Annotated in this window: 13 protein-coding genes; 6 read left to right on the top strand and 7 right to left on the bottom strand. The window is 56.7% G+C overall.

Annotated features, from left to right (window positions below):
• Both DBR18_RS06710 and DBR18_RS06705 read right to left on the bottom strand, forming a co-directional pair.
• On the bottom strand, positions 1–979 hold a 979-nt coding region (locus DBR18_RS06710; RefSeq protein ID WP_256588592.1), incomplete at its 3' end, for a polyamine ABC transporter substrate-binding protein.
• 157 nt (positions 980–1,136) lie between these two features.
• Positions 1,137–2,495 (bottom strand): glutamine synthetase family protein, encoded by a 1,359-nt coding sequence (locus tag DBR18_RS06705; RefSeq protein ID WP_108589757.1) that lies wholly within the window; start codon positions 2,493–2,495, stop codon positions 1,137–1,139.
• Positions 2,496–2,656: 161 nt separating this feature from the next.
• On the opposite strand from DBR18_RS06705, the gene DBR18_RS06700 reads away from it, so the two are divergent.
• The 4 genes from DBR18_RS06700 to DBR18_RS06685 all read left to right on the top strand — a co-directional run bounded on the left by DBR18_RS06700 (position 2,657) and on the right by DBR18_RS06685 (position 6,687).
• A complete protein-coding gene (locus tag DBR18_RS06700) occupies positions 2,657–3,562 on the top strand; it encodes a helix-turn-helix domain-containing protein (protein ID WP_108589756.1) in 906 nt (301 codons plus the stop codon).
• 216 nt (positions 3,563–3,778) lie between these two features.
• Positions 3,779–4,978 carry an alpha-xenorhabdolysin family binary toxin subunit A gene (locus tag DBR18_RS06695; protein WP_108589755.1) on the top strand — a complete coding sequence of 400 codons (1,200 nt, stop codon included), beginning with the start codon at positions 3,779–3,781 and terminating at the stop codon, positions 4,976–4,978.
• A 28-nt stretch (positions 4,979–5,006) separates the two neighbouring features.
• On the top strand, positions 5,007–6,050 hold the full coding sequence (locus DBR18_RS06690) for an alpha-xenorhabdolysin family binary toxin subunit B (protein WP_108589754.1): 1,044 nt from the start codon (positions 5,007–5,009) through the stop codon (positions 6,048–6,050).
• 157 nt (positions 6,051–6,207) lie between these two features.
• The gene (locus DBR18_RS06685) at positions 6,208–6,687 is read left to right on the top strand and encodes a MerR family transcriptional regulator (RefSeq protein ID WP_108589753.1); all 480 of its coding nucleotides are present in this window, start codon (positions 6,208–6,210) and stop codon (positions 6,685–6,687) included.
• A 15-nt stretch (positions 6,688–6,702) separates the two neighbouring features.
• On the opposite strand, the gene DBR18_RS06680 is transcribed toward DBR18_RS06685, so the two are convergent.
• Both DBR18_RS06680 and DBR18_RS06675 read right to left on the bottom strand, forming a co-directional pair.
• Positions 6,703–7,707, bottom strand: a complete 1,005-nt coding sequence (locus DBR18_RS06680; protein WP_108589752.1) for an acetoacetate decarboxylase (ADC) — start codon at positions 7,705–7,707, stop codon at positions 6,703–6,705.
• A gap of 37 nt (positions 7,708–7,744) precedes the next feature.
• Complete coding sequence (locus DBR18_RS06675; RefSeq protein WP_108589751.1) at positions 7,745–8,482, bottom strand: type 1 glutamine amidotransferase domain-containing protein; 738 nt, start codon at positions 8,480–8,482, stop codon at positions 7,745–7,747.
• A 248-nt stretch (positions 8,483–8,730) separates the two neighbouring features.
• On the opposite strand from DBR18_RS06675, the gene DBR18_RS06670 reads away from it, so the two are divergent.
• Positions 8,731–9,810, top strand: a complete 1,080-nt coding sequence (locus DBR18_RS06670; protein WP_108589750.1) for a trans-acting enoyl reductase family protein — start codon at positions 8,731–8,733, stop codon at positions 9,808–9,810.
• A 74-nt stretch (positions 9,811–9,884) separates the two neighbouring features.
• The gene (locus tag DBR18_RS06665) at positions 9,885–11,117 is read left to right on the top strand and encodes an NADH:flavin oxidoreductase/NADH oxidase family protein (RefSeq protein ID WP_108589749.1); all 1,233 of its coding nucleotides are present in this window, start codon (positions 9,885–9,887) and stop codon (positions 11,115–11,117) included.
• 16 nt (positions 11,118–11,133) lie between these two features.
• Here the strand turns inward: DBR18_RS06665 and DBR18_RS06660 are convergent, their stop codons facing one another.
• The 3 genes from DBR18_RS06660 to DBR18_RS06650 all read right to left on the bottom strand — a co-directional run bounded on the left by DBR18_RS06660 (position 11,134) and on the right by DBR18_RS06650 (position 15,636).
• On the bottom strand, positions 11,134–11,400 hold the full coding sequence (locus DBR18_RS06660; RefSeq protein WP_256588591.1) for a DUF4880 domain-containing protein: 267 nt from the start codon (positions 11,398–11,400) through the stop codon (positions 11,134–11,136).
• Positions 11,401–12,671: 1,271 nt separating this feature from the next.
• Positions 12,672–14,072: a GABA permease gene (gabP, locus tag DBR18_RS06655; RefSeq protein WP_108589748.1), complete on the bottom strand. Its 1,401-nt coding sequence runs from the start codon at positions 14,070–14,072 to the stop codon at positions 12,672–12,674.
• 253 nt (positions 14,073–14,325) lie between these two features.
• Positions 14,326–15,636, bottom strand: a complete 1,311-nt coding sequence (locus DBR18_RS06650) for a glycosyltransferase family 39 protein (protein WP_108589804.1) — start codon at positions 15,634–15,636, stop codon at positions 14,326–14,328.
• Positions 15,637–16,104: the final 468 nt, after the last annotated feature.

Raw genomic sequence — 16,104 nt, 5'->3', positions numbered from 1 at the left:
CCTCTGGATTGTTCACCAGCGCCACGTCCATGTACTGCTTGGCGGCCGGGTTGGGGTTGGCGTAGCCGACGGAGGCGCTGACCTTGGCGATCACCTGTGGATCGAGCAGGTAATTGATGAAGGCGTGGGCTTCTTTGGCATTGGCCGCGTCGGCCGGAATCGCCAGCAGGTCGAACCACAGATTGGCGCCTTCTTTTGGAATCGCGTAGGCGATGTTCACGCCGTTCTTGGCTTCCTTGGCACGGTTGGCCGCCTGGAATACGTCACCGGAATAACCGAAGGCCACGCAGATGTCGCCATTGGCCAGATCCGAAACGTACTTCGAGGAATGGAAATAGGTGATGTACGGACGGATGCTCAGCAGTTTGGCTTCAGCCTTCTTGAAGTCTTCCGGGTTTTCGCTGCGCGGGTCCATGCCCATGTAGTTGAGGATCGCCGGGAACACTTCGTCGGCCGAGTCCATCATCGACACGCCGCACTGGGACAGCTTCTTGATGTTTTCCGGCTCGAACAGCACGGCCCAGGAATCGATGTGGTCGATGCCCAGCACTTGCTTGACCTTGTCGACGTTGTAGCCGATGCCGTTGGTGCCCCACAGATAAGGCACGGAGTGTGCGTTTTGCGGATCGTTTTTCTCAAGCAGCGCGAGCAGTTTCGGATCGAGGTTTTTCCAGTTCGGCAGTTGCTCGCGATCCAGCTTGAGGAACGCCCCGGCCTTTACCTGACGGGCGAGGAAATGGTTGGAAGGCACCACCACGTCATAGCCGGTGCGACCCGCGAGCAGCTTGCCTTCCAGAGTTTCGTTGGAGTCGAACACGTCGTAGATCACCTTGATCCCGGTCTTGGCCTGGAAGTCGGCGAGGGTGGTTTCACCGATGTAGTCGGTCCAGTTGTAGACGCTGACCTGTGGCTGGGCCAGGGCTGCGGTGCTGCACAACAGCGCCAGCGCGGCGGGAACCATGGATTTCAGTAGACGCATATCGACACCTCTTCGATTTTTTTGGATTTTTCAGGTGGAGCACGGCCCCTTGTGGGAGCTGGCTTGCCAGCGATAGCGGTGGGTCAGTCGATAGTGATGTCGACTGTGCCGACGTAATCGCTGGCAAGCCAGCTCCCACAGAGACCGTGGATGTTGGTCAGACGCTCAGCAGCAGGAACTCGCGCTCCCAGGAGCTGATCACGCGCTTGAAGTTTTCATGTTCGGCGCGTTTCACCGCGACGTAGCCGCGCACGAATTTGCTGCCCAGGTATCGGGCAACGGTGTCGCACTCTTCCATTTGCGTCAGCGCGTCTTCGATGGTGATCGGCAGGCGCAGGTTGCGGCGTTCGTAGGCCCGGCCTTCAACGGCAGCGCTCGGCTCGATGCCTTCGACCATGCCGATGTAGCCACACAGCAGGCTCGCGGCAATCGCCAGATACGGGTTGGCGTCGGCGCCCGGCAGGCGGTTTTCCACGCGCATGGCTTCCGGCCCGGAGGTCGGCACACGCAGGCCGACGGTACGGTTTTCTTCGCCCCACTCGACGTTCACCGGTGCCGAAGTGTCCGGCAGGAAGCGGCGGAACGAGTTCACGTTGGGGGCGAACATCGGCAGCACTTTCGGGATGTACTTCTGCAGGCCGCCGATGTGATGGCGGAACAGGTCGCTCATCTTGCCGTCGGCGTCGGCGAAAATCGGCTTGCCGGTGGCGATTTCCACCACGCTCTGGTGCAGGTGCATGGCGCTGCCGGGCTCGTCGCCAATCGGCTTGGCCATGAACGTGGCAGTGACGTTGTGCTTGAGCGCCGCTTCACGCAGGGTGCGTTTGAACACGGTGATCTGGTCGGCCAGATCCAGTGCATCGCCGTGACGGAAATTGATTTCCATCTGCGCCGGGCCGTCCTCGTGAATCAGCGTATCCAGGTCCAGGCCTTGCAGCTCGCACCAGTCGTAGACGTCTTCGAACAGCGGATCGAATTCGTTGGCCGCGTCGATCGAGAACGACTGACGACCGCTCTCGGCACGGCCCGAACGCCCCAGTGGTGCCTTGAGTGGCAGGTCCGGGTCTTCGCAGCGCTGGGTCAGGTAGAACTCCATTTCCGGCGCCACGATCGGCTTCCAGCCCTTGTCGGTGTACAGCTGCAGGACTTTTTTCAGCACGTTGCGCGGCGACAGTTCGATCGGGTTGCCGAACTTGTCGAAGGTGTCGTGGATGACGATGGCGGTCGGTTCGATCGCCCATGGAATCACATACACGGCGTCGCTCACCGGTTTGCAGACCATGTCGATGTCCGCCGGGTCGAGCAGGTCGTAGTAGATGTCGTCATCGACAAAATCCCCGGTTACCGTTTGCAGCAGCACACTTTCCGGCAGGCGCATGCCTCGCTCATGCAGGAACTTGTTGGTCGGTGCGATCTTGCCGCGGGCGATGCCGGTCAGGTCGCTGACCACACATTCAACTTCGGTAATCTTGTGATCTTTCAGCCACGTGAACAGCTGATCGAAAGGGGCATTCATAAAGACCTCGTTATTGGTTTTATAGACGCCGGAGAGGGCGGGTTTCATCTTCCGCCCCTTCCCCTGTGGCGCGTTGGCGACTATCTTGGGCGAGCCTTGCAGTTCCATCTATCCACTTTAAGCAGCACCAAAGCGCACCAAAAGAGTGCGCAAGGTCTCCCATGACAACGTGTAATCCGCTACAGGTTCAGGCTTTCAATACCGCTGATGTCACCGAGCAAATCCGCGCCACGCCGGGTTGGGTCCAGCATTACCAGCAGATGTCCCCGGGGCATTTCGCCGGGCAGATCCGCTATCTGGATCTGCAGGGCGTGCAGGTGTACGAAGAGCAGATGAACACCCGGGTCGAGCAGACTTTCAGCGCACCCTCGGGTGCCTTGGCGTTCTGTTTCGATCGCAGTGACAACGCGCTGTATCTGCTCAACGAAAACAGCCGCAACATCTGGATCACCCCGGAGAACTATCAGGAAATCGCCGTGGTGTTCGGCCCGCAATTCGTCCGCCAGCACGGGCTGGATGTGGCGAAACTCGAAGGCCTGTTCATGGCGCCGCTCAATTGCGGACAAAACGCATTGTTCAGTCGCTGGTTGAGTTCGACGCTCACGAAGCTGTCGCAAACCCTTGATCAACCCAGCAAGGAAGCCCTGACTCAACAGTTGCTTGAGGACTGTCTGTTCATCCTCGACAACGCTCGCGTGTGTCTGGATCGCGGCAGCTTGCAGCGGCGCGGCGAGGAACGAATGATCATGAAGCGAGTAGGCGAGTGGGCGGCCGACTCACCGGAAGAGACCGTGAATCTGCTGGAGCTGGCGCAGGTGGCAGGCGTTTCTCTACGCCAGTTGCAGCACGCGTTCAAGGACTTTACCGGCATGACGCCGAGCCACTGGCTGCGTCTGCGCAGGTTGAACAGTGCCCATCGCGAGTTACTCAAGCGCAGTCCGATGGAAACGACAGTCGCTGAAGTAGCGATGCATTGGTCGTTCTGGCATCTGGGGCGGTTCTCCAGCAGTTATCGGGCATTGTTCAACGAATTGCCGAGCGAAACGCTCAAGCGTTCCAGCAAATAAACAGTCTGGTCTGTAGTTGTTGTCTGTAGGACTGTTCCTGCATATGTAGCTCAATATTTCAAATTGAAACTTTGAAACATAAAAACCACTGTGAATCAACGGGTTGTATAAATCAAAAGAAACACGCCGTTTTTTTGAATCTATCAGGAACGTCATCTAGCGTTCTGCGGGCCGATGCAATGGTTTCATCGGTTTTCATGAATAGAGGCAATAAAGATGGCTGTTCCATTAAAAGACTCGGAAAGCAGCAACAACCTCCCGCAGGCCGTACTTCATCTTATTTCCGGACAATATCCAGGCGTTGCACGCGACGCCGGGTTATTGACCAAAGAAGATGTGATAAAGATCAAGCAATACGTGAAAAAGGGCTTGTCTCTGCCCAGTGAATTAGCCGAAGTCGAATCCTATCTGAAGTACAGGAAGATCGATGTGGCGGGGCTGGAGCCTGGCGATATTCAGGTGCTGTTCAAGAAGATCCGTATTCATGCCTCCAGTTGGGACGCGGTTGAAAGCAAGATCATTCAGCAAAGTATCGACCTGACCTCGGCAGCGAAGAACATCGTGAGCAGTGGTGGAGAAATCCTGGCGGTGATCAAGGAAATGCCGATCATGGATCGTGTCAGGACCACGCTTGGGCAAATGACCGGCAATGACCTGGCCGGCATCACCTATACCTCGGACGACGGTGAAGTGGCCTCGGCCGTGAGCGAAATCATCACGTTGATGAAAGCCGATATTCAACGTCAGCAGGGGGCGACCCGGGAACTCAAGGATCGTATTTCCAACTTCAAGATCGAACTGTCCGGCGGCGATCTGTCGAGCGGCAAACGTGTGTTCGGCCTGCAATCGGAAGTGCGGAGCAAGTACGACCTGATGGAGCGCCACAATCTGGTCGAGTCGATTGCCAGCACCCGGCAGACCATCAAGGAGAAGAAGGACCGGATCATTCAACTGGACAAGGATTACGACTATTACGTCGGTATGTCTTTCTCCGGGGGGCTGCCGATCTTCTGGCCGATTTCCGGTTCTATTTTCGGCCCCAAAGCCGAAACCGCACGCAAGGAGCGCAATGCGCTGAAGGCGGAAGTCGATGCGCTGCAGGAAAGCGTCAGCGGCAAGGAAAGCCTGCAGAGCGCCATGGAAAGTTCACTGTCGAATTTCGCAGATATCGGCATTCGCATGGCCGGTGCGGAGGCGGCACTGAACATCCTCAACACGTTGTGGCAAACCATCCTCAGCAAGATCGAATCGTCGGCGCAGCAGTTCGAGCGCATCAGTGATGCGCAACGCCTGACCTCGTTCGTTGCCGAGTTTGCCTTGGTGATCGACCCGTGGCGCGACGTGAAGAACACCGCCGGTGAACTGGTGACGATCTTCAATGAAGCGCTGGACGAATACAAAAAATCGTACAACTGATTGCCCATCTGTTTTGAGGATTATTGCCATGAACGGCGTGACACCCATCAATACCCCGCATATTCCGATGGTGGATGTGAAGTCCATCGTGCAGACCATTCGCGATATCTCGACGCTGGCGCGTTTTCGCAATGTTCGTTCCGATGTATTGCAGGAGCGCGCGCAACAAGTTGCGGCGTATCTGAACAATACCGACCAAACCCTGCGCGAAGCCTTTCCGATCCTGATGACGGCGCTGAGCAATGCGTCCGGGGACAGTTACTTTGCCGCGCTGGATGAGTTGCGCGATGCGTTGAACCGCAACGATCTGACTGACGAAGACCGCCGCCTGGTCAAAAGCGAGATCGGCAATCTCAAAAGTAACGTCGAGGCGATGCTCGAGCGTGTCGAAGTTCGATTCGCCGAATGTGCGCATCGTCTGGAACAGGATGTGCGCAGTGTCTATAGCGTGGAAATCGGTGAGCGGGCGAATGAACCCCTGAATGTTGCCAGGCAGCGCAAGTCGCTCATCCTCACTTACCTGAGCGAACATAGCCGCAACAAGGCAACTTGCATCGAACAGCGCGATACGTTGATCAAGGCTCAGGAGGTCATCCGTGAGTTCAATCTGGCGGACATGTACCGCAACTACATTCCGACCCACAAGGAACTCGATGGCATCGACATGGAAAACCCGAAAAAGGAGGCGGTCAAACAGGGTGTCGAGCTGGTGCGCAAAGTCCTGGGCGTAGTGTCCGAGGGCATCAGGTACAGCGAACTGGCAAAGTCGCGCGACCATCTGGACAAGGAAATCCAGAGCATTTCCCAGGCCGTGGACGGGCTCAACAATGACCTCAAAGTTGCCGAAGACGTGCTGGCGGATGCCAACGCGATTGTCGAGATCAGCCGTCGGCGCAGAGTCGCCGGTGAAGAGGTGATGATGGTGGCCAATATCTGGAGAGGCTTTGCCATGGCGCTGGAACGGCTCAAGGGTACGGACTACGCGCCGGCGGATCTGTCGTTGATGATCAAGCGCTATCGTGACCATGTGCAATCGCTGGGTGCCGATTACAGCACCCTGATGATCAATTGAGTGCCGGGCGCGGTCGATCCGGTGATTGATCGCGCTCATCCGCGGTGTGCATAAGGTTTGGCGGGTTTGCAGCGCAATCGAATCCAGCCGCCTCTTGGCCGCGTGACATCTTTGGATTTAAAGTGAACTTCAAGGTCGACGGATTCAGGGTGAGATTATGAGAATTGGTGAACTGGCGAAAATCAGCGGGTTGGCGCCTTCACGCATCCGTTTCTACGAGGCGAGCGGCCTGATCAAATCGGTCGAGCGCAAAGCCAATGGCTATCGCGATTACTCTCCCGACACTGAATGGGTGCTGCAGATCATCACTGGCGCACAGGCTGCGGGTTTCTCGCTGGAAGAAATCCGGCAACTGATGCCAATGAATGCAAGTGGCTGGCAACACGACCAGTTGCTCAGTGGCCTGAAGCAGAAGGTCGAGGAAATCGAAGCCTTGCAGCTGCGCCTGGCGCAGAACAGGCAGCAACTGCTGCTCGCCATCAAGGGCATCGAGGGCAAGCCCGAAGGCATGGCGTGTGCGGACAATGCACAGATGCTGATCAATCGTATGCGCGAAGACGGCGTGGTTGATGCCGCCGACAAGCGTGCGGCAGGAACGGGCAGGAAAGGCGGCGCCCGTCAGGCTTCCAGAGCCTGACGGGCGTTACAGCTTTCAGCGATTGCCAACCAGCGTGGCAAGCGGTTTTGGCGCATACAGCGCGCTCTGGAACTCAGGTACGTATTCGTACTTCATCATTTTCCCCAGCTTCAGGTCGCGCAGGTAATTCGACAGGCTGCCGTCCCTCAGCGTGAGTGTGGCGGCATCCGCGTCCCGGCTGGAACCGTGGCTGAGCTGGCGCGACACCGCGTAGCCATAGGCCAGATGGCCCTGATGGTCGAGATTGGTGAAACTGCTGGTGACGATATTCTCGTCGCGGGACACCGTGTCGAGCTTCTTCGCGGTGAAGGACACGTCGGGTTTGCCGGTCTGGCTGTCGCTGATCTCATAGATCACCGATTGCCCGTTTTCTTTGCGATCAATCCCGGTCAGCCATTTCGGCAGGTTGTAACCGACGACTCCGCGCACCCGTGCCAGTTCGGTATTGACCGGCAGCTTGAGCACATACCCCCAGAAGTCTCCCGACATCGACTGGCCGATCAGCGTCAAGGGGCCAAGGTTGGCTTTGCCGGGCTTGTTGGTGATGATCGACACGGCAACTTCGTTATAGGCGTCGTTATCGCAATGCTCGTAGGTGTAGGCAGTGAACGCGATCAGGCCTCGCCCGGGCCAGATTTGCAGGGGCTGCACGGTTGCCAGTATTTCGGGCGGCATCAATGCCCGTAGCCGGTCGAGGTCGGCCGTATAGATCGCCGTGACACGACTGTTCTGATAATAGAAGTTGGGCGAAAACGACTCGAAGCCAATGTCGACCTTGTTCTTCGCCAGCCCCTTGAACCAGCTCAAATCAACGCCCGGCACTTCGGTGGCAATCACCGACAACGGCGGATTGGAGCGAAAGCGGTCGTAAAGGCCTCCTTTGACGACGGGCACCGGGTGACCTGCGATATCGATGGTGGTGGTCTCGGTCAGGTCGGGCATTTGAGGTGTCTCCGCCAGCGCGGCGCTGGCAAAAGTGGTGATCAGTAATCCTGTTAAAACGGCGCTTGCGAGTTTCAATCGGACTTTCTCCGGTGGGTAGGCACTACAAAAAGATTTAGCGCGTTCGGTCGTCGGCGTTGAGCACCGCCATCACGGCTTCGGCCACGGCCTTGGGCGATTGAGGGTTCTGGCCGGTCACCAGCCTGCCATCGGTAATGGCAAAAGAGGTGAAGGGCAGCCAGCCCTTGCGGTAGTGCGCGCCCTGGCTCACCAACCGGTCCTCAAGGAAGAACGGCACCTGACTTTTCATGCCCGAGAACAGTTCTTCGCGGTCGGAGAACCCGGTGATGTTTCGGCCCTTGATGATCAACTGGCCCTGGTTGTCCTTCAGATCCAGAAGACCCGCTACGCCATGGCACACGGCGGCGACGATGCCGCCCTGGTTGTAGATGCTTTCAGCGACGCGGCGCAGGTCGGAGTTATCGGGAAAATCCCACATCACGCCATGGCCCCCGGTGAAGTAAATGACCCCGAAACGTGACGGATCGACCTCGGCGATCGGCAGCGTATTGGCCAGGCGAGCGCGAAAGGCGGGGGACTGCAAATGCTCCCGGGCAGCCTTGTCCATGTACAACCAGCCCAGACTGCGTTCATCCAGAGGCACCGCGCCACCCTTGGGGCTGGCGAAAACAGTGGTGTAGCCGGCCGCTTCCACCACATCGGTGAAGTGGGTCAGTTCGGTCAGCCACAAGCCTGTGGTATCGGATCGTGAGGGATAGCTGGCGTGATTGGTCATGATCACCAGTATCTGGCGATCCCTGGCAGTAGCCGGCTCAGCATTTGCAAACGTCATGAAAGCACCACCTATCAATAGCAGGGCACAGGAAACAAGGGTCTTGAGCATCGTTCGGGTTCCATCGTTCAAACGGTTCAGCGCATGCTCACCTTAAACCTCGCTTTAAGGTCAACCCCGCTGCTGCGAATATTTTCCGTGGTCGTTTCCGTACTTTTGCTTGACCCTCAACCTGACTTTAACGCTAGCGTCTGACGCTGATTGGGCAAGGCAATAGCGCCGGTCATCAATCCACTCAGGAGCAATGCATGAGTCAGCAAGACCAACCGGATACACCGATGAAATGGATGATTTATGGCGCCAATGGCTATACCGGCGAATTGATCGCTCGCGATGCCGTCAGGCGTGGACTCAGACCGGTGTTGGCCGGACGCAGTCGTGACAAGGTCGAAGCGTTGGCCCGGGAATTGGGGCTTGAAGCTCGGGTATTCGGGCTGGATGAGCCCGCGCGGTTGCTGGCGCAGATCAAGGGGCATGGTTTGGTGCTGCATTGCGCCGGGCCGTTTTCGGCCACCGCTGCGCCGATGATCGAAGCCTGCCTGCGAGCCAATGCACACTATCTGGACATCACTGGCGAGATTGCCGTATTCGAGCATGCGCAGTCCTTGAATGAACGGGCGAAAGCGGCTGGGTCGGTCATTTGCCCGGGCGTCGGTTTCGATGTAGTCCCGACCGACTGTGTCGCTGCCGCATTGAAAACCGCGCTGCCGGACGCAACGCATCTGGCGCTGGGCTTCGATTCGCGCTCAAGTTTTTCCCCCGGCACCACCAAGACTTCCATTGAAGGCATGGCGCAGGGCGGCAAGGTCCGGCGTGACGGCAGGATCGTTTCGGTGCCGTTGGCCTATCGGGTACGGCGGATCGACTTCGGTGCCGGCGAGAAGCTGGCGATGACCATCCCCTGGGGTGATGTGTCCACTGCCTGGCACACCACCGGCATTGCCAATATCGAGGTGTTCATACCGGGCTCGGCGGCAATGATTCGCGGTGCCAGGCTCGCCAACTGGATTCGTCCGTTGCTGGGTCTGGCGTTTGTGCAGCGTTTGCTCAAGGCGCGCATCGGCAAGACCGTGATCGGGCCGGATCAGGCGAAACGTGCCGATCAGGGCACCTTTGTGTGGGGCGAGGCGCGTAACGCTCGCGGTGAATGCAAAGTCGCCCGCGTGCACACCGCAAACGTGTACAGCCTGACGATCGACGCTGCGTTGGCGGTGGTCGGCTACCTGTTGCAGACGCGTCCGCCCGGCGGTGCCTACACACCTTCGCGACTGTTGGGAGCCGATCTGGCGACGCGCTTGCCTGGGTCGAGTGCCATCGATATCCAATGACCTTGAAAAAAGTCGTTGACCTTAAAGTTGGCTTCAATCTTATGGTGGCTGCATCTCCAGTTGAGGACTTGCCCATGAACGTGTTCGACACCCTGATTCTGCCCAACGGTTCGACCATCAAGAACCGCATCGCCAAAGCCGCCATGGAAGAAAACATGGCGGATGCCGAGCAGGCACCTTCCGCAGAGCTGATGCGTCTGTATCAGGCGTGGGCCGATGGCGGTGCCGGGCTGATCATCACCGGCAACGTGATGGTCGATGGCCGCGCCATGACCGGCCCCGGTGGCGTGGTGCTGCAGGATGATCAGCAACTGGACAAGTTCAAGCGCTGGGTGCGAATCGGCCGGTCCGGCGGCGCGCAGTTCTGGTTGCAGATCAACCATCCGGGGCGTCAGATGCAGTCCAGCCTTGGGCAAAAGACCTGGGCGCCATCCGCCGTGGCGCTGGATCTGGGCAAATTGTCCAAGCGTTTCGCCACGCCCCACGCCATGACGGCAAGCGTGATCGAGGACGTCATTCAGCGCTTTGCCAACACTGCGCGCCTGGGTGAACAGGCCGGATTCACCGGGGTGGAAATCCATGCTGCCCACGGCTATCTGTTGAGCCAGTTTCTGTCGCCGTTGACCAATCAGCGGACGGACGAGTGGGGCGGGTCCCTGGAAAATCGTGCGCGGTTGCTGCTGGAAATCGTCAAGGCAGTCCGGGCGGTGGTTTCGGCGCAGTTTGCGGTGGCGGTGAAGCTCAACTCCGCCGATTTCCAGCGCGGTGGATTTACCGCCGACGACGCGAAAAAGGTGGTTGAGCTGCTCAACGGATTGGGTGTGGATCTGGTGGAGCTATCCGGTGGCAGTTACGAAGCCCCCGCCATGCAAGGTGAGGCGCGCGATGGCCGCACCCTGGCTCGTGAGGCCTATTTCGTCGAGTTCGCCCGGGATATCCAGACCGTCGCCAAAATGCCGGTGATGGTCACTGGCGGCATCCGTCGTCGCCCGGTGGCCGAAAGCGTGGTGCAGAGCGGGGTGGACATGGTCGGTATCGGCACGGCGCTGGCCATCGATCCGCACCTGCCTCGCGACTGGCTGCAGGGCAAGGACAACGCCCCGCAATTGCCGCCGATCACCTGGAAAAACAAGGCCATCGCCGCGCTCGCAAACATGGCGGTGGTGAAGTTTCAGTTGGGCAAACTCAGCCGCGCGAAAAAGCCTGATCCGAGCGTTTCCCCTTTGCGTGCGCTGATTCTGCAGCAGATCGCCATGGCGTTTCGCACTCGGCAATATCGGCGGTGGGTGGAAAAGCGTTCGATGTGACTGACGGGGAGCAGTCTCATTTTTTTAGTGTGCCGCTAAGCCGAGCAGAGACATCCGTCAGCAGCTTCTTTGATGTACTTTGACGCTCAGGGAGCTGGTCACTGATATCCCAGACCTCAAGCATCTTTGCGTACTCGAACGCGTGACGCGGATCGGTTTGAATCCACTGTTCAAAGGCTCGGCGTTCGGACTGAGTGCAGTCATCTTCGTGCAAACGCATACACCAGTGAGCCGCTCGGTTGAGGATTTCGTCTTCCATCTCGTCAGAACCCAAGGCGCTCATCAAAAATTTACCTGTGTGGCTGGAGAGTTCACCTTACGAGGGCATTCGGGAAAAAAATGTCAAAAAAACGTGTTGATACTGAAGGTTCAGTCTGACGGGCAACATTGTCAGGCAGCGAGGGTGAAAATTACCGCAGACTAGAGGGCAGGGTGGCGAACATCTCACCGGATACCATTCAGGACAAGGCGAAGGCAGAAAACTACTTCTATCGTGTATTTATTCAAACAGCCTCGAGTTATTTAAAGAGCAAGAGCGGCAAGCAGTTTTCTATCGCTCCCGGAATGCCTGCATTTATAACTAAACTAAACCGACATTTAGTTTAGTTATAATCTAATGGAATAAAAAGAGAAGGGTAGATAACCCGGTTTAAAGTAAACGGGAGGCAGAATGAACGGCGTTTTTTTCATGAAGATAGAGGGTGCGCACTGTTATTTCGCAACCCGCCGAGCAATATATTGAGGTGTGTGAGCTGTAGGCATCACAATTAAACGCGACGAATGCTATGGAAATCGCTTTAAAGAGCTTCCTTTCGATTGCAGACGACAGTCCAGGATCGGGTGACCGGACCTGTAAGCTGAACTCAATATCACTAATTCCAGCCCACAAGTTGATACCAGGCCTCGGTAGAATTTCGCCGACGAAAAGTACCGCCGACCAGCGGGATCTTTTGACGCTGTGGCTCGATATCCTGAATATCCGCGTGAGGGTTGGCATTCATCATTAAATTGGGCATTTCGAGGCATGCCGTTTTGTGTGCATTGCCCGAAGGTACGCTTATGAAATGAACCGTCCATGTGCTTACAGTTCGATTGTTGATCCCAAAGCGGTCAAATTCCAAAAGCAGCTAGGCTTACAAGATTCACTCATCGAACATTTCTGGTTACCGCCGAACAACGCTGAGCAGCGATGTGGTGCCAGGCTTAAAATCTGTCCACCCACGGCTCCAGTAACGTCGCATGATGATTCGTGTAATGTATATTATGTTAAATCATGTGTTATGCCAGGGCGTGTTCATAAGCTCGTTGACTTAAGGCTTTGCGGCGCCTCGCAGAATCGCCACGCGCGTCGTGCTCGCAATAGCATTTGGAAAAGTGCTGTGCAGAACAAACCACAGACATACCGATCGATAGCGAGGTTTGTTTGAGTTGCTGACGCGATCGGATATGCCTCAACTTAGTGGCGTGACGGCCAGCGATACAACGTTCCTCCGACAATTGAACGGCTAAGCAACAGCTAGACGACGAATGCCAGTGACATGAAGGTTCAGCCCCCTACCCCGCGGACGTGACGCTCGCCGCCGCTGCAGGATGACGCGACGTCACCAGGCCGATTAAGGAAATCGCCAGCGCCAGGCCGAGGGTTGTGGTGACTTCGGTGCGGTGTTGCGGAGTGATCATCATCACCGCCAGCGCTGCACAAATGAACACAATCACCAGCCACGTCAGCCAGGGAAACAGCCACATGCGAAAAGTCAGTTCGACCTTGCGCTGATGCAAGATCCGACGCATGCGCAGCTGCGATACCGCGATCGCCAGGTACACCAGCAAGGCAATCGCACCGGAGCTGGCCAGCAGGAATTCGAATAATCCGGCAGGCATGAAATAGCTCCACACGGTGATAAACGCGCCGAGCACGGTGCTGGCGATAACGGCAGCACGTGGCACGCCTGCCGAAGACGTCGCCTTCAGCGCTTTCGGTGCGTCGCCACGACGACCCAGTGAGAACAGCATGCGCGAGGCAATGTAGATCGATGAGTTCATGCAACTGGCCACGGCAATCAGCACGACCACGTCGACCATGAACTTGGCATGGGGAATGTTCATGATTTCCAGGGCGCGCTGATAAGAGCCTACCGAGGTGAGCAACGGATCATTCCAGGGCACCACGGAGATCACCACGAAGATCGACAACAGGTAAAACACCCCGATCCGCCAGATCACCGAACGGGTGGCCTTGGCAATGTTTCGCGAAGGGTCGTTCGATTCGGCAGCGGCGATGGTCACCGCTTCAGTGCCGATGAAGCTGAACATGATGGTGATGAAAGCGCCGACGACCGCTGAAAGGCCATTGGGCGCAAATCCACCGTGCTCGGCCATCAGGCCGCTCAACCCGCTGACTTCACGGTCGGGCATCCAACCCATCAGCACGGCAAAACCGACACCGATAAAACCGATGATCGCCACCACCTTGGCCATGGCGAACCAGAACTCGAATTCACCGTACTTGGACACGCTGAACAAGTTGGTCACTACCAGCGCAATGATCGACCCCAACGCGAACAGCCAGGCATCGACCTGCGCAAACCATTGGTTCAGCACATGTCCTGCCGCCAGTGCCTCGATAGGAATCACCAGTACCCAGAACCACCAGTAGAGCCAACCGATCGTGAAACCCGCCCAGCGCCCGATAGCCTGATCGGCGTAGGTGGAGAACGAGCCGGTGTCCGGGTTGGCCACCGCCATTTCACCGAGCATGCGCATGACCAGAACCACTAACAAACCCGAGAACAGATAAGCCAGAAGAACCGCTGGCCCTGCCGCCGCAATGGCATGCCCCGAGCCTACGAACAAACCCGCGCCGATAATCCCGGCGATGGACAGCATGGTGACGTGACGAGGCTTGAAACCCTGCGCCAATTGGCTACTCGAATCCTTGGAGTCCGGGCTGATCATGGGTGTTTTTATTCTCTGCTGATCGACATTCAAGCAAATTGACTGGGCGAACGATCATCATCGTTGCCTGATGAACCTCAAGTAAGAAGCCCGCCCAACCGCCGCGTTTTCTTATCAACCCCATGATCTTGATGGGGTTATTTTGACGTGAAGACACGGCACCTTACCGGGCCTGTTCAATGCCTCAATAGCTTGATTGCGTCATTTGCGCGTCTGATATCGACACGCGGCGACCAGCATTCACTCAAGTGCCTCACCAAAACCAATACGGCAAAAACTTCGGCGTTGGCTCAAACATGAGTTCCAGGTGGTAGGTAATGGGGTTGAAGAAAAACATATCCAGTATCAGAAAGGCCCCAGCCCCGAACGAAAGCGTCATGAACTCGCGATAAGGATGTTCAGCAAAGTACTCACGTTTGGCATGGTAAAAGGTCAACAGGGCTAACAATCCAAAGCCTGCGCCCAAGTAGTTGGGCTGCAAGGGGACTTCGGCAAAGTTGTTGTAGACAAACACCGACGCCAGCATCCCCAAACCCAGTATGGGCAAGTTCAGGCAAATGTTCAGCAAGCCGTTTTTGGCACGTACGAATGCAGTTTCCTTACTGACAAAGAGGTACGCGGCCAACAGAGAAATGGCCGGTGTAATTGCCAGGATATAGCGCGCTTTCTTGGAGCTTGGAAGGCTGAACAGCACCAGCAGCACCAACAGCCACACGCTGAGATAGAGCAGCAGGTCGATGTCTTTGTGGCGGGTCGAACTGAAGAACAGCTTGTACTTTTTCAAAATCACATTGATGGCGTAGAACACCGTGATGCCGTAGGTAAACAACCCTGCGGAGAAGTAAAAGTAATAGCGTGGCGCGTGATCGGAACCGAAGCGTCCAATGCCCTGCATGTTCAGCACTTCGTCGACGAACGCTTGCCCCCCTTGGAGGTAGGCCGCCCATGCCAGCAGCACAATCCCGGCAGCCAGAATCAGCCCCGAAAGCAGTGAAAACACCAACAACATGCGCCATTGCCGGCTCAGTAAGTAGTAAGCCCCAACGACACTCGCTGGCCCGATCAAGCCGATCGGCCCGCGAAACGCAAAGCCCAGCGCCAGCCCGACGAACAAAAACGCCAGGCGGCGCGGGGCTTTCTTCATTTCGGCTGAGTAGGCAACGTAGAAACACATCACCGTAAACAGCGCCGGATAGATATCCAGCGCCAGCGAATTCACGCCGTCCAGAAAGGCCCAGGTCAGCAGACTGAAAAGAACACCGTACGCCCCCCACGACCTGCTGTGCAGCGCGCCCAGCCGATAAATGAACACCAGCATCAGGGACGCGGCCACACAGGATGGCAACCCCATCGAAAGTATGGACACCCGGCCGAACGGCAAGGAAACCAGATAAACCAGTAAAGTGTTGAAGACGGTGTAGTCGGGATAAGGTTGGAGATTGTCGGCAATGGGGAACAGTGTGACCCCGTTCAGCAACATGTACTCGGCAAAGTCGACAAAACGTGTCGTGTAGTTGAGAACAGCGGGTTTGTACTGCAACACCATGAACACGGCCAGTGTCATGAAAAAAATGCTCAGGCACGGATTTCGAACAATCAATCCTTTCAACATGCCAGCCCGCATAGAGCGCTCGACAGCAAGCGGGGCCTCATATCGATCCATCGGTAATCCTTCACATGAAGTTGTTCTTTTGGGCCGCGATCCTGAAGGCCCGATAACACAGGAATTGAAGTCCTGCTTTGCGAAAAACCGGATCTGAGCCTAGCCCACTGCGAAGGCTATTCAAGCATTAGATGCCCCAACACTCCCTGAACAGGACTAATGAAAGTCAAAAAATCCGGGCCTGAGACTTTCGTCATTAATGTGCCGCTTCGGGCCGGGTGTCGCTTCCCCCGAAGCGAGTCGCCCTTATCTTTCGCTGCTTGTCGCTCCTGTCAAAAATCGCATTTCTCCTGACAAAAATCTGATCCTCCGTTCATTCGGGAATTCCTTGTGAGCCTTCGAGCATTGCTTTTATCCCGTACGTCGGGT

It is taken from the genome of Pseudomonas sp. HMWF021 (assembly GCF_003061005.1).
Taxonomy (GTDB): Bacteria; Pseudomonadota; Gammaproteobacteria; order Pseudomonadales; family Pseudomonadaceae; genus Aquipseudomonas.
Note: the sequence above shows the minus strand (reverse complement) of the source record. Positions and strands in the feature narration are given on the sequence as shown.